The following is a 24,417-nucleotide window of genomic DNA, read 5'->3' on the forward strand; positions in this document are numbered from 1 at the left end:
GATCGCCGCCCCACACCTGGTGAACACCGTGCCGTTCACAGCGGGAAATCATGAAAGACGCCGGACTCCAGGTCGCCGGATCCGGTCCGCGACGGCCGGCCCGGCGGAGCCCGTACCGTGCCGTGGGGGTGACGCCGCACCAGGTGAAACGGTCCGGCCGGGCGTGTCGTCGCCGCGGACGAATCGGCGGCGGCAACTCTGTGCCGACGGCCAAGGGACCGGACGGCATCCGTGGCGATACTCGGCTCATGGACTTTGCGTTGGTGGAACGTGAGCTTTCCACGTTGGTCAAACCCGGCGACCCCGGGATGGCGTTCGGCGTCTACCGGGACGGCGCCGCGGTGTTCACCGCCGCTCAGGGCGTCGCCTGCGCGGAGTTCGGCGTCCCGATCGACGCCCGGACCCGCTTCGACATCGCCTCGTCGAGCAAGCAGTTCACCGCGGCGTGCGTCCTGCTGCTGGCCAGGGACGGGGCTTTCGGCCTCGACGACGACGTCCGCACCCTAATCCCCGGGCTGAGCCTTGCGGTCCCGGTCACCGTACGGCAGCTCCTCCAGCACACCGGCGGCCTGCCCGAGTGGTACGCGCTGACACCGCTCAGCGGGCTCGCGTTCACCGAGATGACCGAGGAGCGGCTGCTCCGGCAGCTCAAGGGGATCCGCCGGACCAACTTTCCGCCCGGTACCGACTTCTCCTACTCCAACACCGGCTACGTCCTCGCCGCCGTCCTGGTCCGCGAGGTCACCGGGAAGTCACTCGCCGCGTTCGCCGATGAACGAATCTTCAAGCCGCTCGGCATGGACGACACCGTGTTCCGGGACGACCCGTCCGTACCGCTGCCCCGGATGGCGTACGGCTACGCCACCGACTCCGGCGAACCCCGCCGCGCCGACACGATGGAGGCCGCGGTCGGCGACGGCGGGGTGGTGACGAGCGTGCGCGACCTCGCCCCCTGGTTCGGCTTCCTCGCCGACGGCCGGGTGCTCGGCGTCGACCTGCGGGACGCGCTCGTCGAGCAGGCGGTGCTCGACGACGGGACGGTCCTGCCGTACGCGTTCGGCGTCTACCACGGCGAGGTGGCGGGGCAGGCGTGCTTCGGGCACGGCGGCAAGATGCACGGGTACACCTGCGACCTGCTCTTCTTCCCGGCCGCCGGACTGGGCGTGGCCCTGCTCACCAACCAGACCGCCGTCAACCCCTCCCAGGCGGGCGAGCACCTCGTACACCTGCTGCTGGGTGCGCCGCCGGCCGCGGTTTCGCCCGCCGGGACGACCCCCGGAGGCGAGGTTCCGGTCGGGCACTGGCACGACCCGGCCACCGACGAGGTGTTCACCGTGACCACGGCGGAGGACGGGGGGATGGACGTCTACTGGCACGGGATAACCCTGAGGTTCACCGAGGGGACGGACGGCGACTGGCACGGCACCGGCCCCGCCTCCGGGACACGGCTCGCCGCGGAGGGCGGCCGGCTCACGTTTCACCCGCTGATCAGATCCCGGAGGCCGACCGTGCTGGTCCCGTGCCGGGCACCGGACCCCGCGCCGATGCCGGACGCCGTCTACCTCAGCGAGGAGCTGGGCGTGCTCGCCACGGTCGCCGGCGGCACGCTTCACGTCGGGCTCTCGCTCCGCCTGCCGATCGAGCCGGGGCCCGCGGGGGCGTGGCGGGCGGGGCCGTACACGCTGCGCCTGGACTCCGGGGACCTGCTGGTCAGCGGAGGCGGGCTGCGCGGATTCCGCCTTACCGGACAGCCGGCGGGCACCCGGGCGATCGGTGTCCCGCGTTGATTGTGCGCGGGGACGAGACGGCGGCCTCCGGCTTTGGCCGCTCCGTCAGTGATTCCCGGCCACCCGGCCGCCTAGGGTCCGGCTAGATCCGTCTGTGGGAAGGAAAACCGTCCATGCATGACCTGCTGCTCAGCCGAGGCACCGTCCACGACGGGTTCGGGGGGCCCGCCGCGGACGCCGACGTCGCGATCACCGGAGGCCGGGTGGTCGCCGTCGGACGGGACCTCGGCCGGGCACGCAGGACGATCGACGTGGCGGGGCTGATCGTCGCGCCCGGCTTCGTCGACCCGCACAGCCACTCCGACGCCGTGCCCTTCCTCGACGACCCTCAGCCCTTCAAGCTCCACCAGGGCGTCACCACCGAGATCGTCGGAAACTGCGGTTTCTCCTGCGGACCCGTGGACCCGGAGAACCCCGGCTTCGCCGAGATCGTCACCGACCGGGTGTTCCCCACCTTCGGCGACTACCTGGATGCGGCCGAGGACGCCGGGCTCAGCAACAACCTCGTCCCGCTCGTCGGGCACAACACCCTGCGGCTCGCCGCGGGCGGGATGGACGGCACGCTCACCCCCGAGGCACTGCGGCGCATGTGCGAGCTGGCCGGGCAGGCGTTCGAGCAGGGGGCGGCCGGGTTCTCCAGCGGGCTGGAGTACGTCCCCGGGGCGTACGACGGCACCGCCGAGCTCATCGCGCTCGCCCTGGTCGCCAAGCGGTGGAACCTCCCGTACACCACCCACATGCGCAGTGAGAGCGAAGGGCTCGCCGACGCGCTCGACGAGGCGTTCACCGTCGCCTCCCGGGCCGGGATCCGCCTCCAGCTCTCCCACGCCAAGGCGTCCGGCCGGGCCGTGCACGGAGCTTCGGCGATGTACCTGGAGAAGCTGGCCCAGGCACGCCGGTCGGGTCTGGACGTACGCGCTGACCTCTACCCCTATCGGGCGTTCGGCACCGGCCTGGTCGCGGTGCTCCCGCCCATCGCCTGCGAGGGCGGGGAGGAGGCGCTGCGGGCGCGCCTGGCGGACCCGGAGCGGCGGGCGGCCCTGCGCCGGTTCGCCGAGGACCCGGACACCGGCACCGGGGTCGGTTTCTGGCGCGAACTCCACCCCGACGACGTGCAGATCCTCAACCACTCCGACCCGGCCATCGCCGGGAAGCGCCTGGCGGACCTGGGCGGGGACCCCTGGGACGCCCTCTGCGACCTGGTCCGGCGGGACCCCCAGGCCGACGGCGTCTTCCACACCATGCACGAGGACGACGTGCTCGCGTTCATGGCGGATCCGCTGATCTCCATCGGCTCCGACAGCGGTGTGCCCGTCGGACCCAATCATCCGCGGACATACGGCACCTTCCCTGTCTTCCTCGGGGACTACGTCCGGGATCGGAACGTCGTCCCGATGCCCGAGGCGATCCGCAAGGTCAGCTCGGCCGTGGCGGTTCAGTTCGGGCTCACCGACCGGGGCTGGCTGGGTCCCGGCGCGGTCGCCGACCTCTGCCTCTTCGACCCGGAGACCATCGGTCACGCCGGCACCTACGAGAACCCCGCCGTCCGCCCCACCGGGGTCCGGCACGTCTTCCTCGCCGGTCACGAGGTGATCGCCGAAGGCGAGTTCACCGGGGGCCGGCACGGTCGGATGCTCCGGCGGGGCACCTTGTGACCGCCGGCGGCCGGGTCGCCCTCGGCACCCGGTCGTGTCCGACCCGGAGGAGCCCGTGAAGGACCTCCAAGACACAGTCCTCCAAGACACGGTCCTTGAAGGCGCGGTGCCGCGGACCTGGCGCTCCGGCTTCGGCTGAGCGGGCCCACAAAGCCGGAAGGGTGAAGTTGAGCCTTCACGCCAAGGCGGCGGGGCTTTCCCGGCGGGATGCTGGAAGCATGGTCGAACTCCTCACCTCGGCTTCCGCCGGGGTCCGCATCGTCACCCTGCACGGCACCCCGGATCTGGCGCGGGCGGCCCGGCTCCTGCGCCGGGTCTGGCAGGCCGGGCCCGGGGACGATCCACCCCTCGCGCTGGACGTGATGTGCGCCCTCGCCCACACCGGCGGATACATCGGCGGCGCCTACCTCGACGGTGAGCTCGCCGGGGTCGCGGCGGGCTTCCTCGCCGAGGGGGCCGGCCTCCACTCCCACGTGGCGGGGGTGGTTCCCGAAGCCCAGGGGCGCGGTGTCGGCAAGGCGCTCAAGGCCCATCAGCGGGCCTGGGCCGCCGAGCGGGGCCTGACCGGTGTCTCCTGGACCTTCGACCCCCTGGTTCGCCGGAACGCCTACTTCAACCTCAACCGGCTGGGCGCGACCGCCGACGCCTACCTCCCCGACTTCTACGGGCCGATGTCCGACGGCATCAACGACGGCGACGTCTCCGACCGGCTCTTCGTCACCTGGCCGATCGACGCCGGGCCGATCGACGTCGAGGACGGGTTCGCCGCGGCCGTACCGATCCTGGACGAGACGGGAGCCGTACGCGACGCCGGGAGCGCGCCGCGCCTGCGCTGCCCGACCCCGCCCGACGTCGAGCGGCTGCGCCGGGACGACCCCGCGGCGGCGCGGCGCTGGCGGGCCGCGCTCGGCACCGCGCTCGGCGGGGCACTCGCCGACGGCTATCGGATCACCGGGTTCACCAAGTCCGGCTGGTACCTCCTGGAGCGCGACGACGCCCGCTGAAGGTATCCGGTGGTCCTCAACCCAAGGTGGCGGGAGCAGAGCCCCCGCGCGGACGGGCGTCCTTGCGGCCCCGGCCGGGGAAGAAGACGAGTCCGACGTCGAGTCCGGCCCGGACCGGCTGCTCGACGAAGTCGAAGCGCCGCTCCGGCGAAGCTGAGGGCAACGGGGTCCGGGAGGAGAAGTTCCCCGCGGAAGAGCGGGCGGTCCCGTGCCGCCGGTTCCGGCCTCGGCTCGTCCCGCTCCCCTCCCGGCCGATCAGGGGGTACGGCCGCCGGCGGTCGGGTCGGGGCCGCAGGCCGTACCGGATCTTCGTTTGCCGTGCGGACGGTCAGGCGTGGCGGGTGCGGGCGCGGCGCTTGGCGGCGTCCTCGCGCTCCAGCCACCACTCCACCAGGAGCAGGGTGACCGTCCAGCCAAGCCAGCCGCCGATGGTCGCGACGGTCGTGCGGAGCGTCGCCTCGTCGGGGATGTGATCGGCGAGCGCGACGACGGCCAGGACGACGAAGATCCGGTTGGCGATGATCGCGTAGGTAAGCGCGAAACTGCGGAGCATCCACCGGCGGTGGTCGACGAACCGGCGCTGCCTGGCCATCCGGAATCCGGCCACGGTGCAGCCGAGCCACAGCAGGGCGAGCATCACGCTGCTGACCGCCACCGCCGGGCCGTGCGGGGTGGCCGCGCCGATGACCAGCCCGGTCAGGCCGCCGGGGACGACCGCGGCGACGTAGATCCGGCCGGTCCACCGGTGGACCTTGGGGTAACGCCGCCGGAACCACGTCCAGACCTGGAAGAAGCAGGCGACCATCGCGATGGATCCGGTGACGACGTGGATCACCACCAGCGGATAGTGGGCGGGGAACCCCTCCGGCTCCATCACCCGGGACAGGGAGGGGTCGCCGGTGAGATACGGCGGGAGGGAGAAGCCGATGAACGAGAGGGTCAGCAGACCCAGGGGCGCGATCCACGGCCGCTTCCACCAGGGTCTGCGGGAGAGGCCCGGTCCTGCAGGCCCGGAGGCGGACTGCGGTGAAGGGGTCCCCGTAGCGGTTGTCATGAGAAAACTCCGATCATGCCGAAGCTATTGGTGTATGACGTACACTCGGGGGGTGGTTGCGGTGGGGCGCTCCGAGCGTCCGGTCGATCCAGATAATGGTTCCATCGCGCGGCCAGGCCGGACGTCACTCTGGCTCCGTACTCCGGCTATCACCCAGGAGGAGTACGACAAGCTCAGCAAGGTCGCGCCGGTGGTCGCCTACCCGGAGAAGCCGTGGGCGCTGCCCTGGCAGGACCAGCTCACCGTCGTCGGCAAGGCACTCGGGCTCTCGGCCCAGGCGGAGCAGCTGCGCGCCAAGACCGACGCCCACATCGCCTCGCTGGCCGCCGCGAACCCGGCGCTCAAGGGCAAGTCCTTCGTGTACGCGGCGACGAACCAGGCCGACCAGCTCAACGTGTTCCGCGCCGACGACCCGCGGGTGGCGCTCCTGGTCCAGCTGGGCATGACCGTCAGCCCGAGCGTGGCCGAGCTCGACGCCGACCCCAAGGCCGGGTCGTACTTCTACCCCCTCAGCTTCGAGAACGCAAGCAAGATGCGGTGATGCAGGGCCTGGTCCGCAACTTCCAGCCGGCCTATCGGCTCCCCGGCCGCGACCCACGTGCGCTCTCGGCGCGCGTTCGGAGCGGTTCATTCCACTCGTCTTGGCCGGTGGCGGTGAGGATGCCGGTTACGGGCGACGCCGCTGCCGGCGGGACTCCCCGATGTTCACGATCACCCTCCGTCGAGCGATCGGCGGATGTGGTGGGCGGCGGACTTCGCCCACCGGTTCACTTCGTACCGGTCACCGGCGAGCGCGTCCAGTACGGGCAGCGCCGCCTCGGCCGCGGCGCCCATCTCCCGCAGTCGGCGGATCGCGGTCTGGCAGCGGTTGCGCGTCGAAGCCTCCTCGCCGACCCCCTCCAGCAGCGCCGGAACCGTGGCGCGGGCGTCACCGGCGATCAGCCAGAGGGCCCACGCCACCTCGTCCCGGATCGGTGCCGCGCGCCCGTCGTCCAAGAGCGCCCGCAGGACGGGCTCGGCCTTGTGGGCGGCGGGTCCGAGTCCGCCCAGCCGTCGGCACGCCTGGGTTCCGGCCCAGGTCCCCCCGGCATGGGTGAACCCGTCAGGCCCGCCGGCGGCGAGCGGCAGATCGCCGAGGACGGCGGTGAGCAGGGCCGTCGTCTCCTCGACCGGGTGTCCGAGCCTGGTCAGCGCGTCGATGGGGGCGAGCCGCCAGGTAAGCGGCGCACCGGCGGCCAGCGCGCGCAGCGCGGCGACCGTCTCCGGGCCGGCCGCGCGCGGTCCGAGGTGCCCCACGGCCTCGCACACCTTGCCGGTGACACTTCGCCGGACGTTGTTCGGCCGTTCCCCGCCGAATCCGGTGAGCAGTGCGGTGAACTCGGGAAGGGCGCAGGCCTTGGGGCCTGAGGGCCAGGGCAGGATCCCGTCGAGGATCGCGCCGATCTCGGCGAGGTCGGCCGGGTCGGCGAGCCGCGCCCGTACCGCGGGCATCAGCGTTTCGGCGAACCGGCCGACGCGGGGGAGGAGCGCGGAGGTCTCGGCGTCGACGGGCCGGGTGAGCAGCCGGAGCACTCCGGGGACGCACCGCTCGTCGCCGCCGTCCACAAGGGCCTCCAGCGCGAGGGGAGTGAGGCGGGGGTCCTCCAGCGTGGCGGCGACCAGGTCGGCGTACCGGGTGGATTCGGGGTCCTCGGCGTCCCGCAGCCAGCGGCCGATGTGGCGGAGCGCGGCCTCGCGTACGTCGGGATGGGCATGGGTGAGCAGGTCGCCCAGGACGGGGCCGAGTCGCCGTCCGAGCCGCGGATTGTGGCGGTGGATCCGCTCCGAGGCCATCGAACAGAAGGTGTGGGCCCAGCCCGCGTCGCATTCCCCGGCTTTCACCAGCGCGAGGAGCCGGGCGATCCAGCGGCTCGCGGCGTGCGGGACCTGCCACAGGCTCGCACCGACGGACGAGGGGAGGTCGTCCCACTCGGGGTCGGTCCACGGCAGCAGGGACAGCGCCGCCGCGACCTCGGGGTCCAGGAAGAGAGTGAGCGCGTCCACCAGGTCGTCGGACAGGTCCGCCCCCGTCTCGTCGGCGATCTCGCCGGTCTGCTTGTAGCGCGGCCCCGGGAGTGCCATCGCCAGCGAGAACGCCGCGCCGAAGCGGACGGCGGCCGGGAAGCCGGGGGCCGTGCATCCCGTCAGGAACGGGCGGTGCCCGGGGAACCGGCCGAGCGCGACGAGCAGGGCGATCCGGGTGGCCGGGTCGGGCTCGGTCCCCACCCGGGCACGCAGCGCGGCGGGCAGGCGCCCGTCCTGGGTCGCGTAGCAGAGCACGAACGCCGTCATCCGCCGAATCTCCAGGTCGGCGTGGTCCAGCCGGGCCAGGAGCACGTCGGTGTCGGGGCTTCCGGCGGTCACCACCCGCTCGGCCCACTCCTCCCGGGCCCAGTCGGGCTCGTCGCTTGGAGTGTAGGTCAGGCCGAGGTCCTCGGTAAGCGCGTTCATCACCCGGTCGCACCGGCCGCCGGGCTCGGTCAGCAAGGAGGAGTTGAAGTCGAGCACCACGGCCTGCCAGTCGACGTCCATCGGCTCACTATCGGCGCTCCACGGATCACCCGTCTACGGAAATTTCTGGCGTTGAGCGGATCGATACGATTCCGTCCAGCCTGTGGGGGTGCAGCATTTTGCGGCTGCCGCGTGTCCTTGGGAGCAAGGAGGCGCGCTGAATGGCCAACACTGATCTAGGCGGGTTCGAGGACTTCCTCGTACGGCGATTACCCGCGCTGTATCGCTTCGCCCTGACGCTGACCGGCAATCCGCACGACGCGGAGGAGCTGGTGCAGGAGGCGTTGACCCGTACCGGTGCCGCGTGGTGGCGTGTTCGGCGCAAAGACGACCCGGAAGGGTACGTGCGGACCACCATGGCCCGGATCATGGTGAACCGATGGCGGCGCCCGCGGCGCGAGCGGCTGGTCGCCGAGGTACCGGAGTACGCCGGCGCCGACCACGAGATGGAAAGGGTCGTCCAGGACGCCGGGGTTGCCTCGCTCCTGGCCCGCCTCCCGCCCCGGATGCGCGTGATCCTTGCCCTCCGCTACGTGGAGGAGCTCGGCGACACCCAGATCGCCGAGATGCTCGGCTGCACCACCAGCACGGTACGGAGCCAGGCGTCCCGCGCGCTGGCCAAGCTGCGAACGGTCCAGGAGATGGAGAAGGCATGAACCCGGCGGAGCACCGAATCACCGAGTACCTGCGCGAGACAGGCAGTAGGTATGAGGTCCCCGCCTCGCTAGGCGCAGACATCCTGAGTAGCGTACGCCGGCGCAGACGGCGGCGCCGATTACTGGCCGTGACGATCGCGACTCTCGCCGCGGTCCTGGTCGTGCCGGGTACGGTGGTGCTCGGGAACCTGCTGTCGGCACGCGGAGCACCGGACTCCGCGGCGCACGCGCCGCCTGTCGGCGTGACGTCGCGGATGCTGACGGAGTTCGTCCGGCCGCAGGATCCACGCGTGTTGCCGCGGTTGCTCGAAGACGGCTCGTCGTTCCGTGCGATTGCCCTCAACGGTGTAGGCGACGTGCTGGGGACCACAAGGAAATCGGATCGGTCGGGCGTGGTCGGCGGGCCGCAGGGGGTCTGGCTGGCCTCGTGGGAGAACAGCGCCGTTCTCCGGAAGATCAAGGGCGGTGCCGAGGACCCCTCCCTGTGGACCATGGCCGCCGGAGACCGGATCTCCGTGTGGTCGGAGGGGGTTGGGCTGGAGGGGAGGCGGCTGGAGTGCGTCGAAGACGGTTCCACCAGTCCGTCCCGGACGCTCGACGACCGCTGGGAGAGCAGGGAGAGATTCTTCGCCGACCGCGACGTCGTCGTCTGGACCCGGAACGACAAACGGCGACTGGCGATGGCCCGCTCCTGCTCGGGCACGCAGCGGACCCTGCCCGCCCAGGGGCAGCTGAAAGCACTGTCATACCCCTACGCCTATCTGCGTCAGGGCACCAAGCTGACCCGGATCCACCTGGAGTCCGGAAAGGTGAGTCCCCTTCCCGCCCAGCCGTCCGCACGGGATGCGGCCCGCGGCTTCGTCATGGCGGCCGGCGACGACGTCGTGGCCTGGGCCGCGGGGAGCACGCTGACGGTGCTGCATCTTCGGACCCAGGCCAACCGGTGGACGCCCCTGATGCCGCAGGCCACCGACGATCTCTACATCGGCAGCCTGACCGTCGGTGACCGTCTGCTGGTGTACACGGCGACGCATTCGCACCGTGACGAGGCCGTCTCGCTCGTCTACGACCTGCGGACCGGCCGGCAGATCACGGTTCCCGACGAGGTCATGGCGGCGGGAGACCGGCTGCTGTGGCGGGACGGCGACACGTACCGGCTCGCCAGGGTTCCCGGATAGCGCATCCCGTACGGCCTGCGGCGGCTCGGCCCGGGTCGCCGCAGGCCGTACGGGATCGGTGGTGGCCCGCTGGGGCCGTACGGATAAGTAATGAGGAAATGTCACCGTTTGGGATGTAGGACCCGGTGTGGGGCTTCCGATCAGAGGGAAATAAGGTAAGGCTTACCTACACAGTCCTGCCCCCTCGGAGGAATCGATGTTCGCTGCCGCCCGATCGCGTGCCCGGGTCACGCTTACCGCGGTCGCCACCCTGACCGCGCTCACGCTCGCGGGATGCTCGGGCACGTCGGCCACCTCGAACCCGGCGCCCTCGACGCCCGGCGCCGCTAGCCCGGCCGGGGACGCCTTCCCGGTCACGATCAAGAGCGCGCTCGGCGAGGTGACGATCGAGAAGAAGCCGGAGCGGATCGCCACCTGGGGCTGGTCGACGCAGGACGCGGTACTCGCCCTCGGGATCGTGCCCGTCGCGATGCCGGAGAACAAGTACGGCGGCGAGGGCACCGGGGTGCTCCCCTGGGACGCCGACAAGATCAAAGAGCTCGGCGGTCAGACCCCGGTCCTGATCGGCGGCACGGACACCGGCGAGCTCCCGGTCGAGGAGTTCGTCGAGGTCAGGCCCGATATCATTCTGGCTCCGTACTCCGGTATCACCCAGGAGGAGTACGACAAGCTCAGCAAGGTCGCGCCGGTGGTCGCCTACCCGGAGAAGCCGTGGGCGCTGCCCTGGCAGGACCAGCTCACCGTCGTCGGCAAGGCACTCGGGCTGTCGGCCCAGGCGGAGCAGCTGCGCGCCAAGACCGACGCCCACATCGCCTCGCTGGCCGCCGCGAACCCGGCGCTCAAGGGCAAGTCCTTCGTGTACGCGGCGACGAACCAGGCCGACCAGCTCAACGTGTTCCGCGCCGACGACCCGCGGGTGGCGCTCCTGGTCCAGCTGGGCATGACCGTCAGCCCGAGCGTGGCCGAGCTCGACGCCGACCCCAAGGCCGGGTCGTACTTCTACCCCCTCAGCTTCGAGAACGTCGGCAAGATCAAGACCGACGTCCTGGTCATGTACTTCGCCACCCAGAAAGAAGCGGACGCCTTCGCCGCCGACCCGGTCATCGCCGCGATGCCCGCGATCAAGGAAGGGCGGTTCGCCCCGATCGTCGGGGAGTCGTTCGTCATGGCGAGCAGCGCGCCGACCGCGCTCTCCATCCCGTGGATGCTCGACAAGTACGTGCCGCAGCTCGCCGCCGTGGCGCAGAAGGCCGGCTCCTAACCCGGCACGACGGTGACGACCCCCACATCGGCGCCGCCCGGGGACAAGGCACCGGCGGCCGGGTCCGGCGGGCGGCGGTCCCGCCTGCTCCTCGGGCTTGTGGTCACGCTGGTCATCCTGCTCGGAGCCTGCGCGCTCAGCCTCGCCGTCGGAGCCAACGCCCTGCCTCTCGGCACGGTGTGGCAGGCGCTCACCGCCTACGACCCGGCGGACCCGAACCATCTGGTGATCGTCGAGAAGCGGGTGCCCCGCACGCTCATCGGCCTCACCGCGGGGCTCGCCCTCGGCGTCGCCGGGGCGGTGATGCAGGGCCTGGTCCGCAACCCCATCGCCGAACCGGGCCTGCTGGGGGTCAACTCCGGGGCCGCGCTCTTCGTGGTCGTCGCCATCACCCTCTTCGGCGTCCACCAGGTCTCGGGCTACGTGTGGTTCGCCTTCCTGGGCGCCGCCGTGACCGGGGGTTTCGTCTACGGGGTGGCGAGTTTCGGCCGGGACGGGGCCACCCCCGTCAAACTGGTGCTCTCCGGAGCCGCGGTCACCGCCGCGATCGCCTCGGTGGTGACCGCGATGCTCCTGGCCGACCGGACCGTCCTGGACGCGATGCGGTTCTGGCAGGTCGGCTCGCTGGCCGCCCGCGGCTATCCGGTGTTCTGGGAGACGCTGCCCGGGATCGTCCTCGGCCTGATCCTCGCCCTGGCGGTGAGCGGCTCGCTCAACGGCCTGGCGCTCGGCGAGGACGTCGCCCGCGGCCTCGGCTACCGGGTGGGCCTCACCCGCGGGGCGGGTGCGCTCGCCCTGGTGCTGCTGTGCGGCTCGGCGACCGCGGCCACCGGGCCGATCGCCTTCGTCGGCCTGGTCATCCCGCATGTGGTACGGCGGTTCGCCGGGCAGGACCACCGGTGGGTCATCCCCTACGCGGCGCTCGCCGGACCCGTGCTCCTGCTCGGCGGCGACGTGATCGGCCGGGTCGTGGTCCGTCCCGGTGAGCTTCAGGTGGGGGTGGTGACCGCGCTGGTGGGCGGGCTGTTGTTCATCGCCGTGGTGCGGCAGCGCAGGAGGACGAGCCGGTGAAGACCATCGAGGCGCCGACGACGGTCGCGGCCCTGCGCCGCCGGGCGGCCCGGCGCGAGGCGGGCGTCGTCGCGGTGCTGGCCGTGACGGCCCTGGCGCTGGGCGTCGTCGGTCTCACCTACGGGAAGGCTTCGGTCACCCCGGCCGAGGTCCTCGCGGCGATCACCGGCCGTGCGGACGCCATGACCGGGTTCGTCATCCTGGAACTGCGGCTGCCCCGCCTGATCGCCGCGGTCGTCGCCGGGGCGTGCCTCGCCGTCTCCGGGGCGCTCTTCCAATCCGTCCTGCGCAATCCGCTGGTCAGCCCCGACATCATCGGCGTCACCCAGAGCGCGGCGACCACCGGGGCCGTGGCGTTGCTCGCGTTCGGCCTCGGCGGGCTCGCCCTGACCGGCACCGTGATCGGCGGGACGCTGCTGGCGGCCGTACTCCTCTACGTGTTGGCCTGGCGGGACGGCAGCGGATACCGGCTGGTCCTGGTCGGGATCGGGGTGGCGGCGGTCAGTGCCGGCCTGGTGTCCTACGTGCTCACCCGATCCGAGGTCCAGGACGCGCAGAAGGTGTACGCCTGGATCAGCGGCAGCCTGGCCCGGGCCGAGTGGGAGACCCTGGTCCCGCTCCTGCTGGGCGCGGCCCCGCTGTTTTTGATCACCCTGCCGCTGGCCCGGCGGCTGACCGTGCTTCAGCTGGGGGACGACACCGCCGGCGCGCTGGGTGTGCACGTCCGGCGCTCCCGGCTCGGGCTGCTCGCCGTCGCCGTGTGCCTGGCGGCGGTGGCGGTGGGGGTGGTGGGCCCCATTTCGTTCGTCGCGTTGGTCAGCGCCCCCATCGCCCGGCGGGTCGTCGGGGCCGGGGCTCCTGCGCTGTCGGCGTCCGCTTTGGTGGGTGCGGTCATCCTGCTCGCCTCCGACCTGGTCGCGCAGTTCGCCGTGCCCGGCCTTACCTTGCCGGCCGGCGTGGTCACCGGCGTGGTGGGCGCCCCGTATCTGCTCTGGCTGATTCTCCGCTCCCGCAGTGCATAGTCCGGCCCGCGGGTCCGCGTCACCTGCGACCCGGAGACGGCGCTCCCGTACGGCCTGCGGCGGCTGAGGCGGGCGGTGGCCCGCACGGTGGAGGCCGGGTCCTGGGTACGGGCGTTTTGGCGGCGATCGGGGCCCGGCTTCCCTGCGGCTGGAGCCGAGGGACATCCGCCGTTTTCGACGCGTCGGCGTTGCCGTGGTGCTCGTCCGTCCGGCCTTGGGCGGTGGTGAAGCCTCGATTTCGACCCGGTCCCGCCTTAATTGGAAAGCGTCCTCTAAGGTGTCTCGGCTGAATTATGCGACTCGGATTTATTACGTCGGATAACAATCCGAATTCCCCGTGTTTGATTGTTTGGATTTGGGGAATGGATGTGGGTTTCATTCTTAATTGTTGATCGTGCAACATTATTAGACTTTGTCGCCATATGTTTGCAAAAGGGAATCGGATTGGCCGAAAGAATTTCGGGCGGGCTTTATCCGCGTGAGGCCATGATGATCTTCGCCACGGCCCCTGACCGGTGTGTTCCGTGGGCTGTCGTGGCGTGCTCGACCGCTGTCGAGGATTGGTCTGGACAGAGAGAATACCTGATGTCTTAATAAGAGCACACGGGGCGCTCTTCATCCTTGTCAATGAATCCAGGGGCGTTGTCGTTAACCGCCGGAAAGGGGTGGTGTGTGCGCAGGATGCTTACCGAACGCACCGCAGCAAGCCTGATCTACGACAATGCCTTCTCACGGGATCAGGTGGGCCGCATTGGCGTCGAGCTCGAATGGCTCGTGGTCGACCAGGGATTTCCGCAGCAACGCGTCCCCATCGCCGACATCCGCTCCTGTCTCGGCTTCGCCGACGAGGGGCCGCTCCCCCAAGGGGGGTTGATCTCCTACGAGCCGGGAGGCCAGCTCGAACTGAGCAGTGCCCCGGCCGACACCCTGGCGGGGTGCCTGGACGCCGCGGCGAGCGACCTGGCGCTCATCCGGGACCTGCTGGGCCGCCGTGATCTGACGCTGGTGGGCAGAGGGCTGGACGATCGACCGGCCGTCCTGGTCAACGACCTTCCTCGCTACCGGACCCTGGAGCAGAACTACAACCGGTTCGGCCCGAGCGGCAAGATCATAATGTGCAACGCCGCGGCGATCCAGATCAACGTGGAGGCCGGGGACGCCTCGCCCGGGTGGCGGGGCTGGCGCCGGCGCTGGTGGCTCGCGAACACCCTGGGCCCGATCCTCATGGCGATGTTCGCCAACTCCCCGGTGTCCACCGGAGGGATGGCGCACTCGGCGCGGCAGATCCACCGTTTCCAGGCGGATCCCTACCGCACGGCTCCGCTCTCCCTGCTGGGCGACCCCCGGGAGAACTGGATGAACTACGTGCTGGACGCGCCGCTGCTCGACGGCTCGGGGCTGGGGTCGACGATGCGGGAGTGGCTGCGGGGCGGCGGGTCGGCCGGGGTCTCACCGGAGGAGCTCGACCTGCACGTCCGGTCGATGGTTCCCCCGGTACGGCCCCGCGGGTACCTGGAGCTGCGGATGATCGACGCTCAGCGCGACGACAACTGGGTCGTCCCCCTCATCGTGGTCAGCAGGCTGCTCGACGACGCCCTCGCCTCGGCCGAGGCGATGCGGGTCGTGGAGTCGCTTCCCCAGCCGCTTCGGCCGGAGGACTGGGTGACCGCGGCCCGCGAGGCCATGCGGGACGCGCGCCTCGCGGAGGCGGCCGGCCGGTGCATGTCGATCGCGATCGACGCCCTCGGCCGGTGCGACGTCCCGCTCTGGGCGCGCAGGCTCGTCCTCGACTTCGCCGACACCTACACCTTCCGGTCCCGGTGCCCGGCCGACGACCTGCTGGTCGAGGAGGCGGCCTAAGGTCTGCTCGGCGGGTCTCGCTCTCTGATCCACGGGTCGCCGGCGGACGTGCTCCGCCGGCGATCGCCGCTTCCTCGGGCCGCCGGACCCGGCGGCCGCCCCGAAGTGCACAGGCCAGGGACGGGCACGCACTGAAGTATAGAAAACTTGACATGACGTCAGCTCTGTTTTACCTTCCTTCGTGTCGGCAATTTTTTACATGGGAGCGGCATGTCGTACGAGGAAAAGGGCAAATGGATCTACCTTCTGGTGATCCTCGGCACCTATGGGACGTACATCGCCGTCATTCTCGGGCGCGCGGGAGACGTCCCGCTCGCCGAAGTGGCCTATGTGGCGCCGATGCTGTGGACCATCGGCGTCTCCATCGTCCTGTCGATCGTCGGCCGGATCGTGGTCGAGATCGCCAAGCCCAGCGAGTCCCACCGGCTCGACGTCCGTGACAAGGACATCCACCGGTTCGGCGAGTACGTCGCCGGCACCGTCCTCGGCATCGCCATGGTGGTGCCGTTCGGCCTGACCATGATGGAGGCCGACCACTTCTGGATCGCCAACGCGATCTACGCGGCCTTCGTCGTGTCGGCGCTCACCGGTGCCTGCCTGAAGCTCGTCGCCTATCGGCGAGGATTGTAGCCATGGGCAAGCCCACCAAGGTCACCAATTCCATCCGCGCGCTGCGGTTCGCCCACGGCGAGATGACCCAGGCCGAACTGGCCAAACACGTCGGAGTAACCCGGCAGACCATCATCGCCATCGAACAGGGCCGCTACTCGCCTTCGCTGGAGATGGCCTTCCAGATCGCCCGTGTGTTCAAGGTGCCGCTCGACGACGTCTTCCAGTACCCCGACGCCGAGGACTAGATCCCGCACCGACCACCTCAAGCCCGGGAGGAGAACCCCCCGCGGCCTTCCCAAGCACGCCCGAAATCAGGGAGCAACCATGAGTTCACCCAAGCGTGTGGCCAGACTCGCCGGAGTCTTCTACCTCGTCGTCGCCCTCTGCGCGTTCTTCGCCCACTTCTACGCCCGAGGCACCGTACGCGTGCCGGGCGACGCCGCCGCGACCGCCGACAACATCGTGGCGCACGCGACCCTCTTCCGGCTCGGCTTCGTGGCCGACCTGGTGACCGCCACCGCTTCCCTCTTCGTGGCGATGACGCTCTACCGGCTCTTCAAGCACGTCAACAAGGACATCGCAGCCGCCATCGTCGTCTTCATGGCCATCGGCACGGGCATGACCCTGGTCAACCTGATCTTCCACTTCGCCGCGCTGCTGGTCGCCACCGACGCCTCCTACGCCGGGCTGCACACCGGCGGGTCCGACGCCTTGCTGCTGCTCCTGGTGGACCTGCACCATTACGGGTACGTGATCGCCGGGATCATGTTCGGCCTGTGGCTGCTGCCGATGGGGTACCTCGCCTACACCTCGGGCATGTTCCCGCGCGCCCTGGGCGTCCTGCTGATGATCGCGTGTGCCTGCTACCTGATCGACACCCTGACGAGGTTCCTGCTGCCGGATCTCGGCACGACCTTCTCCCAGATCGTCATCATGCCGACCGTCGTCGCCGAATTCTGGATGGTCGGGTATCTGCTCGTGATCGGCGTGAAAACGGCCAAGACGGCCCGCCACACACCGGTGACCGCCTGAACCTGCGCCAACGCCGAAGGCGGGGCGTGCGTCCCGGCCGATGACGGCCCACGGCGGACGAACCGTCGGCCTCCCCTCAGGTGAACGGCCGTCCCCGGTCGTCGCCGAACGCAGGAAGCGAACAGGAAACGCATTACCCCGGTCCGACGAAAGGGCACGCGGATGAAGGCGATGGTGTTCACGCGGTACGGCGCTCCGGACGTCCTCACGCTCCAAGAGGTGGCGAAGCCGGCTCCGGGGGACGACGAGGTGCTGATCCGAGTGCGTGCGACGTCGGTGACGTCGGCGGAGTGCGCCATGCGCCGGGGAAGGCCGCTGTGGGGCCGGGTCGTTCTCGGCCTCGGCAGACCGCGAAAGCGCATGCGGACCCTTGGGCTGGAGGTGGCGGGGGAGGTCGAGTCCGTGGGCCGGAACGTCCGGAGATTCGGCGGCGGCGACCAGGTCTTCGGATTCACCGGCTTCACCCTTGGCGCCTGCGCCGAGTACGTGTGCCTGCCCGAGAAGGCGTCGCTGGCGCCGAAGCCCGCCAACCTGAGCCATGAGGAGGCGGCCGCCGTCGTCGACGGGGCGTCGACGGCGCTGTTCTTCCTCAACGGCAAGGCGAACGTCCGGCCTGGGCATCGAGTCCTGGTGAACGGCGCCTCGGGGAGCATCGGCACCTACGCGGTGCAGCTCGCCAAGCACTTCGGGGCGGAGGTGACCGGGGTGTGCGGGACCAGGAACACGGACCTGGTCAGGTCGCTGGGAGCCGACAAGGTGATCGACTACACCAAGGAGGACTTCACCCGGAACGGCGAGAGGTACGACGTCGTCTTCGACACCGTGAACAAGAGTTCGTTCCTTCGGTGCAAGGGATCCCTGACCCGGAACGGGTGCTATCTCCCCACGTCCGGCCTGATGAACAACGCACTGATGCTGTGGACGCGTATGGCCGGAGGCCGGCGGGTGTCAACCGGGATGTCCGTCGAGAAGAACGAAGCACTGATCTTCCTCAGCGAGCTCATCGAAACCGGCGGCCTCAAAGTAGTCATCGACCGGCGCTATCGGCTGGAGCAGGCGGCCGACGCCCATCGCTACGTTGAAGAAGGCCACAAAACCGGAAACGTAGTGATAGCTGTGGGATGAGGCGGCGGACTCCGGCATGTCAGCGCGTCCTCACGTGGGTCGCCGGAAGCCGTCCCGGCCCGGCCGGGTTGCAGGACCACGGAGCCGGTACGGCCGCACCCACTCTTTCGTCCGTGGGGCGGTGGCAGGACGGACCGCCCGGATGAGGGAGACGCCGCAGGCCGTACCGGCTCCGGTCCTCCGGTGGGATGACGAGCCGGTTCGGTAGAGGCGGAGACGCCGCGCAGCTCCGGCCTGTCGCCCATGTCCGGCCCGACTCCCTGCGTGTTCTCCGGCGATCGTCAGCCAAGGGACTTGCGGACTGCGATTTCTTGAATTTTGACGATCTCCATGAAGTGCCGTGCATATTCTTCGTGAATAATAAAACGCCTGTTGTCAAGTCCTCGATTATTAAGTAAGTCATCAAATTCTGAAAGATATCCTTTGCCAGGTGCCTTGTCGACATAGAGATACGATTAGTGGGTCGCGAAGGGGGCGTCCTATGGGAAACGTTGTGGACTACGTCAAGGCCGAGTCCCTCGACAGAGGCGCTCAGCAGCTGACCCAGGCCGAACTCGAGCGACTGGAGGAACTGCTGTCCCCGATGACCGGCGACGGTGGATACCGGAGCCCTGAAAACGTCCCCGTCCATGGGCGCCGGGCGTAGGCGGGGCACCGCTCCGTACCCCGGATTCGAGGTCCTGATGATCCCCGATGCGGTCTCCTGCGATCCACGCGCTGGACCCGGCACGCGCCGGGGAGGGCGCGGGACCGGTGTTCGGTGAAGTGGAGCGGACGGTGCCGCCCGGCGAGGCCGGGAAACGGGCGGCGGCGGCACTGACCGCGCTGGGCCTGCGGACGGAGTTCGCGGACGTGGGCGGGGGCCGCGATCCGACCGCGTGGTGGTGCGGACTGCACGGCGACGGGCAAGACGGCTCACCGGTCGCGTGCGGGATGGGGAAGGGGCGCCCGGAGGAAGCCCGCGTGGGCGCGCTGTTCGAGGCCGTCGAGCACCACCTCACCGGCCGGTCCCGGTTCGACCCCGCCGTCGTGGAACCGGCCGAGCCTTTCGGGCTCGCCGCGGGGTTGTTTCGGGAGGACGCCTGCGCGCCGCTGCTGGCCGGGATGCCCGGCCGGCGGATGGCCTGCCTGCGCTACCGCTCCCTCGGCGGGGAAGGGGAAGCGCTGGTGCCGCTGTTTCTGTCCGGCCCCTGGTACACCGAGACCGGCGCCGCCCGGCTCCGTGACCTGGCCGGGGACGACTGCGACTACGCCCACCTGATGCGCTACAGCTGCAACAGCGGCTCGGCCGCCGGTGTCACTGCTTCCGACGCGCTGTTGCACGCCCTCAACGAGACGATCGAGCGGGACGCGCTGTCCCTGTTCCTGGTGCGGGCCTTCCTGAGTCGTGCCCGCTTTCGGCCCAGGTTGATCGATGCGGAGACGCTTCCGTACGGCCTCGCGCGGGCGCACGCGACAGCGGGAGAGGTGACCGGGTCGCCGGTGCATCTGCTGGACATCGGCAGTGACGTCGGTGTGCCGACCATGCTGGCGTACACGGCTCCCACGTCCCGGCATCCGCACCGGCGCGGCGCCGGCACCTCGCTGAGTCCGGCCTACGCCGCCTGGCGCGCCCTCACCGAGCTCATCCAGGTCACCCTCGGGGAGGGTTTGCCGCAGTCCGGAGCTCTCAAACGTGGTGATCTGACGGGGCTGGCGGCGCACCCCGAGCTGCACACGTGTGGGCGGTTCGATCTCACCGGCCTCCTGGGTGAGGCGCGTGTGATCCCCTTTCCCCGGGCCGTCGAGGTGGCCGAGCCATCCGAGGGCCAGGTGCGGAGGGTGGCCGCGATGCTGGCCGCCCGGGGTTACCGGGCCTACCACCGTACGATGTGCGCCCTTCCCGGCGGGATCACCGCCGTCCACGTGATGGTGCCTGGCATGGAGCGATTCATGCTGATAACCGACGGCAACCTGGTCATCCCCGGCCGTAGAGGGCAGGCAGCCGCGGCCGGGCGGCCCTTTCCCCGGCCTCCGGAAGGGTTTCCAAACGATCGATGCCTGGCTATTGGCGGCACTATTAATGAGGCGGCCGGTTTTTCCGGTTTATAAAGCTGCCTGTGTTGGTGTTTGGTTCTCTTTTCGACTTATGTCAATACAGTAGACTTATGTCATTGCGATATCGGCAGAATCGCAAAGCGAGGGCGTCCGTCGCGCTCGGCGTTCTCCTCTTGGCGCTGTCCACCGTGTTCCTGTTGGTCGCCCCGCGACTGCCCGGGGGATCGGGGACAACGGTCGGAGCCGCCTCCATCGTGGCGGCGGCGGCCAGCGCGATGGCGCTGGGCAACGGCTTGGTGCAGTTCCTGTCCTGGTGGCGCAGACGAGCCGCACCGGCGCCCGCGCCGACGTCGGCCGACATCGCCACCGCGAAGGACATCCTGGGCGGTCTGGTGACCCAGCAATGGCGTGACGAGACGGCCCTGCGCTCACTGTGCGATCCGGAGCCCATGCCGCTGCCCTGGCGCTCGACGCGGCGGCGCGAACTCGTCGACCACCCCGAGATCATCGCCAAGGGCACCGTGGCCTTCCCCGGCTTGGGCTTGCACATCGCGGACATGGTGCGCAACTTCCGCGACCTTCGCTGCCGTCGGCTGGTCATTCTGGGCGATCCGGGTACCGGCAAGACGACACTGGCCGTGCAACTGGTGCTCGAACTGCTGCGTACGCGGCGGCCGGAGGAACCGGTCCCGGTGCTGCTCTCGGCTGTACGCTGGGACGACCGCCTCTACCCGAACCTCCAGGACTGGCTGGCGGCGAGCCTGGCGTCGGACTACCCCGCACTGCGCGCGGAGAGCCTCGGCCCCGACATCCCGGAGACGCTCGTGGCCCGCGGCGAGGTGCTGCCCGTCATCGACGGGCTGGACGAGCTGCCCGGCTCCGCCCGCGTGGACCTGCTCACCGCGCTGAACCGCTCGATGCACGAGAACGACCAACTCGTCATCACCTGCCGTACGGACCAGTTCGCGAAGTCCGTCCAGGAGGTCGGCGACGTCCTCACCGCGACGGCGGTCATCGAGCCACAGCCCATGACCCCCGTCGCGGCTGCGGAATACCTGCGGGCGTGCCTTCCCCCCGTGCCGCATCCCGCCTGGCCCCGGGTCCTTTCTGCGCTGCGTACGGGCGCCGCCCCCGCGCTGTCCGAGGTCACCTCGACGTCCCTGGGGCTCTGGCTGGTCCGCGCCACCTACATCGCGCCGCGGGTGGATCCCACGCCGCTGCTGGAACTCGGGCGCGGCAGCACGGCGGAACTGCACGACCATCTGTGCGACCAGCTCATCCCCGCCCTGGTGAGTGCCCGCCCACCCGCCGACAACCCGGCCCAGCCCTTCCGGCCGCAGCACGCGTGGCGCCCGGAGCAGGTCGGACGCTGGCTCACCTACCTTTCCCGCCAGCTCCAGTTCAGCGAGGACGACCCACGCGACATGGCGTGGTGGCACCTGGCCCGCCATGCCTCCAGCCGCGCGGTCCGGGTGTGGTCGGGCATCGCGATCGGAATCGGGGTCGGGCTGGTCTTCCTGCTGCTGACCGGGATGCCCCACGCCAGCCTGGGCATCGGCCTGCTGTCCGCGCTCGTGGTCCTGATCATGATCGGGTCCTGGTTCACCGAGCCGCCGGGCCACGCCGACTTCCAGCTCCGCGACAGAATCCCCCAGCTCCTCCGCGTCCTGCGGGACGGGCTGATCGTCGGAGCCCTGGGGGCTCTCGTCGGCTGGCTCATGGCCAGCCCGGTGGGAGGCACGAAGGTCGGTTTGCTGGCCGCGCGGGACATCGGCCTGCTCTCCGGCATCGGGTTCATCGTCGTACTCAGCCTCATCCGCTGGGTCGAGCACCCCACCGCCGCCGCGACCGCCAGATCCCCTCGCTCGACCTGGCGGGCCGACCGGAACCTGACCGTCATCCGGATCGTCAGCGGGCTCGTGGTCGGACTCATGGGCGGGGCGATCGGGCTGAAGGCGCAGCTCAGCCCGAGCGTCGCGATTGTCGGCGGGCTGCTGCTGGGACTGCTGTTCGGGATCATCCTGGGACGCCACCACGCCTGGCTGGCCTACAAGCTGACCGTCCCCCGGCTGGCCGCCAAGGGGTGGGTGCCGCTGCGGGCGATGGACTTCCTGGACGACGCCCACCGTCTGGGTCTGCTGCGCACCGAGGGGCCGTACTACCAGTTCCGGCACGTCGAGTTGCAGCAGCATCTCGCGCGCGGGCGGCAGGGGTCCCCCGCGAAGGAAGGACGGAGACCGCCAAGAGCCCGGACATCCGGCCGGCGAACGCGAACACCGTCCAAGGAGATCTGACTCCGGCCGGGAGCAACCGCTTTCGCCGGGACGGCACCAGGTCCGAAGGGGGCAGGGCATGACCACGATGGAAGAGACGCCTGCCACGCTGCGGGAGGACGTCGCGGCGCGGGTGGCCGACAGGAGTGAGCAGCGCCGCCGGAAGATCGCGGTGCTCGCCGAGCCGGGCGGGATCGCCCGGGCCGACGAGCCCGAGCGGGTGGCCGACCGCATCGACCGGCTCAGCCACCACTACCCGGGCATCCGCCCGATCGACCCAGCGGCGATCACCGCGGCCGAACCGGCGGCCGTCACGGCGGCGGCGGTGGTGCTGGAGCGGATCATCCAAACCAACGACCTGCTGCCCGTCGGCTACCTGGAAGGCGGGGCGGTCGCGGCGCGGGCGGTCGGGCGCGTGGTCATCCGCGACGTCCGCGGACGGCCGACCGGATACGGCACCGGCTCGCTGGTCTCCCCGGAGCTGCTGCTCACCAACCATCACGTGCTCACCGACGCCGCCACAGCCGGCCAAAGCGTCGTCGAGTTCGACTACCAGGACGGTGTCGACGGACGGCCCCTGCCGCCACAGAGATTCTCCCTGGACCCGGACCGGTTCTTCTTCGCCGACGAGCAGCTGGACTTCGCACTGGTGGCGGTGAAGGCCGGCCCGGGCGAGCTGGCCCGGTTCGGGTTCAACCGGATGATGGCCGCCGAGGGCAAAGCCATCGTCGGGGACTTCGTCACGATCGTCCAGCATCCGGGTGGGGAAAGGAAGCAGGTCGCCCTGCGGGAGAACCGCATCGTCGACATCCTGGAGCTGTTCCTGCACTACCAGACCGACACCGAGCCGGGCTCCTCCGGCTCTCCGGTCTTCAACGACCAGTGGGAGATCGTGGCCCTGCACCACGCCGGCGTCCCCGATCCCGACCGCGACGACTTCGGCGGCGTCATCAACGAGGGGGTGCGGGTCAGCCGACTGCTGGACTTCCTGCGCGGCCGGGCGTTCCCGCCGGCCCAGCAGGCCCTGGTCGACCGGTTGCTCACCGACCGCGTCGGCCTCCCGTCAGCCTCACCGGCCTCGGACGCGCCGGCCGCCCGACCGGCCGAGCGGCGGGAGACGGTGGGACAGGCGGCTGACGGGCAGATGCCGCTGACGCTCACGCTGTCGGTCCCCGTCGACGTCCTGCTCCGCGGCGAGCCGGTCGAGACGGCCCGTACGGCCGGGGCGGTGCCGGAGGCGATCCAGATCGATCCGGACTACGCACACCGGCGCGGCTACGACCCGGGCTTCCTGCCAGGCGGGCATCGGGTGCCGCTGCCCGCCCTCGACCCCGATCTCCTCGCGCTGGCGGCCCGCAACCGGCAGGCCGGCGACGGGCAGGAGCATGTGCTGGACTACCACCACTTCAGCGTGGTGCTGAACCGTCGGCGGCGGCTGGCCTTCTTCACCGCGGTCAACATCGACGGGGAGACCAGCGTCCGTATCCGCCGCGATCCCGACCGATGGGTTTTCGACCCTCGCCTGCCCGACAGCGAGCAGACAGGGGAGGAGGTCTACCGCGACAACCCCCTGGACCGCGGCCATCTGGTCCGCCGCCTGGACCCAGCCTGGGGCGCCGGCCAAGCCGTGGCCAAGGCCGGCAACGACGACACCTTCCACTTCACCAACTGCACCCCGCAGCACAAGGACTTCAACCAGAACCGGACCACCTGGGCCGGTCTGGAGGACTACATCCTGGAGAACGCCGACAACCGCGACCTGAAGGTCACCGTCTTCACCGGCCCGGTCCTGGCCGCCGACGACGACCCCTACCGAGGTGTCCAGCTGCCCCGCCAGTACTGGAAGGTCGTGGCGATGACCAAGCAGAACGGGGAATTGTCGGCCACCGGCTACCTGCTCAGCCAGGATCACCTCATCGAGGGCCTGGAAGCCGCCGGCGAGGATTTCTCCTACGGCGCCTACAAGACCTACCAGGTCCCGATCCGGCGCATCGAGCACCTCACCCGGCTGTCCTTCGACACCCTCGCCGACGCCGACCCGCTAGCCCGAATGGAGGTGACGGACACCGCGGCACGGGAGATCACCCATCTTTCTCAGCTCACCCTCTGACAATCGCCTCGCACCTACCCTGCCCTCACCGAGGCGGTGGCGACCTTCTCCCCCGGTCGCCGGGAGACTGGTTCACCATCAACTCCTGCCTCCTCCCACCACCGCTCATAAGTGATCAACATGCCGATTC

Annotated in this window: 21 protein-coding genes; 18 read left to right on the top strand and 3 right to left on the bottom strand. The window is 70.3% G+C overall.

Features of this window, described 5'->3' with window-relative positions; translation table 11 throughout:
• Nucleotides 1–248 precede the first annotated feature (248 nt).
• The 3 genes from RUR_RS25785 to RUR_RS25795 all read left to right on the top strand — a co-directional run bounded on the left by RUR_RS25785 (nt 249) and on the right by RUR_RS25795 (nt 4,446).
• Nucleotides 249–1,787 (top strand): serine hydrolase domain-containing protein, encoded by a 1,539-nt coding sequence (locus RUR_RS25785; protein ID WP_283137769.1) that lies wholly within the window; start codon nt 249–251, stop codon nt 1,785–1,787.
• Nucleotides 1,788–1,900: 113 nt separating this feature from the next.
• Complete coding sequence (locus RUR_RS25790; protein ID WP_283137770.1) at nt 1,901–3,442, top strand: N-acyl-D-amino-acid deacylase family protein; 1,542 nt, start codon at nt 1,901–1,903, stop codon at nt 3,440–3,442.
• A 218-nt stretch (nt 3,443–3,660) separates the two neighbouring features.
• Nucleotides 3,661–4,446 (top strand): GNAT family N-acetyltransferase, encoded by a 786-nt coding sequence (locus RUR_RS25795; RefSeq protein WP_283137771.1) that lies wholly within the window; start codon nt 3,661–3,663, stop codon nt 4,444–4,446.
• 16 nt (nt 4,447–4,462) lie between these two features.
• Here RUR_RS25795 and RUR_RS25800 read toward each other — a convergent pair whose 3' ends face one another.
• A complete protein-coding gene (locus RUR_RS25800; protein WP_283137772.1) occupies nt 4,463–4,609 on the bottom strand; it encodes a hypothetical protein in 147 nt (48 codons plus the stop codon).
• Between the two features lie 165 nt (nt 4,610–4,774).
• Nucleotides 4,775–5,500: a DUF2306 domain-containing protein gene (locus RUR_RS25805; protein WP_283137773.1), complete on the bottom strand. Its 726-nt coding sequence runs from the start codon at nt 5,498–5,500 to the stop codon at nt 4,775–4,777.
• 52 nt (nt 5,501–5,552) lie between these two features.
• Between RUR_RS25805 and RUR_RS25810 the strand changes: the two genes are divergently transcribed.
• A complete protein-coding gene (locus tag RUR_RS25810) occupies nt 5,553–6,041 on the top strand; it encodes an ABC transporter substrate-binding protein (RefSeq protein WP_283137774.1) in 489 nt (162 codons plus the stop codon).
• 170 nt (nt 6,042–6,211) lie between these two features.
• Here the strand turns inward: RUR_RS25810 and RUR_RS25815 are convergent, their stop codons facing one another.
• Nucleotides 6,212–8,071 carry a hypothetical protein gene (locus RUR_RS25815; RefSeq protein WP_283137775.1) on the bottom strand — a complete coding sequence of 620 codons (1,860 nt, stop codon included), beginning with the start codon at nt 8,069–8,071 and terminating at the stop codon, nt 6,212–6,214.
• A gap of 140 nt (nt 8,072–8,211) precedes the next feature.
• Here RUR_RS25815 and RUR_RS25820 point away from each other — a divergent pair, with 140 nt between their 5' ends.
• The 14 genes from RUR_RS25820 (at nt 8,212) to RUR_RS25885 (ending at nt 24,287) form a co-directional block, all read left to right on the top strand.
• Nucleotides 8,212–8,706, top strand: a complete 495-nt coding sequence (locus RUR_RS25820; protein ID WP_283137776.1) for a SigE family RNA polymerase sigma factor — start codon at nt 8,212–8,214, stop codon at nt 8,704–8,706.
• Between the two features lie 128 nt (nt 8,707–8,834).
• Nucleotides 8,835–9,884 carry a hypothetical protein gene (locus RUR_RS25825; RefSeq protein WP_283137777.1) on the top strand — a complete coding sequence of 350 codons (1,050 nt, stop codon included), beginning with the start codon at nt 8,835–8,837 and terminating at the stop codon, nt 9,882–9,884.
• Between the two features lie 196 nt (nt 9,885–10,080).
• Nucleotides 10,081–11,145 carry an iron-siderophore ABC transporter substrate-binding protein gene (locus tag RUR_RS25830; RefSeq protein ID WP_283137778.1) on the top strand — a complete coding sequence of 355 codons (1,065 nt, stop codon included), beginning with the start codon at nt 10,081–10,083 and terminating at the stop codon, nt 11,143–11,145.
• A 12-nt stretch (nt 11,146–11,157) separates the two neighbouring features.
• Nucleotides 11,158–12,216, top strand: a complete 1,059-nt coding sequence (locus tag RUR_RS25835; protein ID WP_283137779.1) for a FecCD family ABC transporter permease — start codon at nt 11,158–11,160, stop codon at nt 12,214–12,216.
• The gene (locus RUR_RS25840) at nt 12,213–13,238 is read left to right on the top strand and encodes a FecCD family ABC transporter permease (RefSeq protein ID WP_283137780.1); all 1,026 of its coding nucleotides are present in this window, start codon (nt 12,213–12,215) and stop codon (nt 13,236–13,238) included. The genes RUR_RS25835 and RUR_RS25840 overlap by 4 nt, the downstream gene beginning before the upstream one ends.
• A gap of 681 nt (nt 13,239–13,919) precedes the next feature.
• The gene (locus tag RUR_RS25845) at nt 13,920–15,098 is read left to right on the top strand and encodes a glutamate-cysteine ligase family protein (protein ID WP_283137915.1); all 1,179 of its coding nucleotides are present in this window, start codon (nt 13,920–13,922) and stop codon (nt 15,096–15,098) included.
• A gap of 210 nt (nt 15,099–15,308) precedes the next feature.
• Nucleotides 15,309–15,728: a hypothetical protein gene (locus RUR_RS25850; RefSeq protein ID WP_283137781.1), complete on the top strand. Its 420-nt coding sequence runs from the start codon at nt 15,309–15,311 to the stop codon at nt 15,726–15,728.
• A gap of 2 nt (nt 15,729–15,730) precedes the next feature.
• Nucleotides 15,731–15,955 carry a helix-turn-helix transcriptional regulator gene (locus RUR_RS25855; protein WP_283137782.1) on the top strand — a complete coding sequence of 75 codons (225 nt, stop codon included), beginning with the start codon at nt 15,731–15,733 and terminating at the stop codon, nt 15,953–15,955.
• 79 nt (nt 15,956–16,034) lie between these two features.
• Nucleotides 16,035–16,742, top strand: coding sequence for a DUF4386 domain-containing protein (locus tag RUR_RS25860; protein WP_283137783.1), 708 nt, complete (start codon nt 16,035–16,037; stop codon nt 16,740–16,742).
• Between the two features lie 162 nt (nt 16,743–16,904).
• The gene (locus RUR_RS25865) at nt 16,905–17,867 is read left to right on the top strand and encodes an NAD(P)-dependent alcohol dehydrogenase (protein WP_283137784.1); all 963 of its coding nucleotides are present in this window, start codon (nt 16,905–16,907) and stop codon (nt 17,865–17,867) included.
• A 481-nt stretch (nt 17,868–18,348) separates the two neighbouring features.
• Nucleotides 18,349–18,513, top strand: a complete 165-nt coding sequence (locus RUR_RS25870) for a hypothetical protein (protein ID WP_283137785.1) — start codon at nt 18,349–18,351, stop codon at nt 18,511–18,513.
• Between the two features lie 47 nt (nt 18,514–18,560).
• Nucleotides 18,561–19,958, top strand: a complete 1,398-nt coding sequence (locus RUR_RS25875; protein ID WP_283137786.1) for a YcaO-like family protein — start codon at nt 18,561–18,563, stop codon at nt 19,956–19,958.
• A 56-nt stretch (nt 19,959–20,014) separates the two neighbouring features.
• On the top strand, nt 20,015–22,198 hold the full coding sequence (locus tag RUR_RS25880) for an NACHT domain-containing protein (protein WP_283137787.1): 2,184 nt from the start codon (nt 20,015–20,017) through the stop codon (nt 22,196–22,198).
• 58 nt (nt 22,199–22,256) lie between these two features.
• Nucleotides 22,257–24,287, top strand: a complete 2,031-nt coding sequence (locus RUR_RS25885; protein ID WP_283137788.1) for a DNA/RNA non-specific endonuclease — start codon at nt 22,257–22,259, stop codon at nt 24,285–24,287.
• The last annotated feature ends 130 nt before the right edge of the window (nt 24,288–24,417 follow it).

Origin of the sequence: Rhizohabitans arisaemae (genome assembly GCF_025996515.1) — a bacterium.
GTDB classification, from domain to species: Bacteria; Actinomycetota; Actinomycetes; order Streptosporangiales; family Streptosporangiaceae; genus Rhizohabitans; species Rhizohabitans arisaemae.

What these genes read in the sequence shown, in the direction of transcription:
- RUR_RS25820 (WP_283137776.1), top strand. Translation starts at nt 8,212, where the DNA reads ATGGCCAACACTGATCTAGGCGGGTTCGAGGACTTCCTCGTACGGCGA.
- RUR_RS25795 (WP_283137771.1), top strand. Translation starts at nt 3,661, where the DNA reads ATGGTCGAACTCCTCACCTCGGCTTCCGCCGGGGTCCGCATCGTCACC.
- RUR_RS25870 (WP_283137785.1), top strand. Translation starts at nt 18,349, where the DNA reads ATGGGAAACGTTGTGGACTACGTCAAGGCCGAGTCCCTCGACAGAGGC.
- RUR_RS25815 (WP_283137775.1), bottom strand. Translation starts at nt 8,071, where the DNA reads ATGGACGTCGACTGGCAGGCCGTGGTGCTCGACTTCAACTCCTCCTTG.
- RUR_RS25855 (WP_283137782.1), top strand. Translation starts at nt 15,731, where the DNA reads ATGGGCAAGCCCACCAAGGTCACCAATTCCATCCGCGCGCTGCGGTTC.
- RUR_RS25880 (WP_283137787.1), top strand. Translation starts at nt 20,015, where the DNA reads ATGTCATTGCGATATCGGCAGAATCGCAAAGCGAGGGCGTCCGTCGCG.
- RUR_RS25875 (WP_283137786.1), top strand. Translation starts at nt 18,561, where the DNA reads ATGCGGTCTCCTGCGATCCACGCGCTGGACCCGGCACGCGCCGGGGAG.
- RUR_RS25790 (WP_283137770.1), top strand. Translation starts at nt 1,901, where the DNA reads ATGCATGACCTGCTGCTCAGCCGAGGCACCGTCCACGACGGGTTCGGG.
- RUR_RS25850 (WP_283137781.1), top strand. Translation starts at nt 15,309, where the DNA reads ATGTCGTACGAGGAAAAGGGCAAATGGATCTACCTTCTGGTGATCCTC.
- RUR_RS25785 (WP_283137769.1), top strand. Translation starts at nt 249, where the DNA reads ATGGACTTTGCGTTGGTGGAACGTGAGCTTTCCACGTTGGTCAAACCC.
- RUR_RS25845 (WP_283137915.1), top strand. Translation starts at nt 13,920, where the DNA reads ATGCTTACCGAACGCACCGCAGCAAGCCTGATCTACGACAATGCCTTC.
- RUR_RS25885 (WP_283137788.1), top strand. Translation starts at nt 22,257, where the DNA reads ATGACCACGATGGAAGAGACGCCTGCCACGCTGCGGGAGGACGTCGCG.
- RUR_RS25865 (WP_283137784.1), top strand. Translation starts at nt 16,905, where the DNA reads ATGAAGGCGATGGTGTTCACGCGGTACGGCGCTCCGGACGTCCTCACG.
- RUR_RS25805 (WP_283137773.1), bottom strand. Translation starts at nt 5,500, where the DNA reads ATGACAACCGCTACGGGGACCCCTTCACCGCAGTCCGCCTCCGGGCCT.
- RUR_RS25860 (WP_283137783.1), top strand. Translation starts at nt 16,035, where the DNA reads ATGAGTTCACCCAAGCGTGTGGCCAGACTCGCCGGAGTCTTCTACCTC.
- RUR_RS25830 (WP_283137778.1), top strand. Translation starts at nt 10,081, where the DNA reads ATGTTCGCTGCCGCCCGATCGCGTGCCCGGGTCACGCTTACCGCGGTC.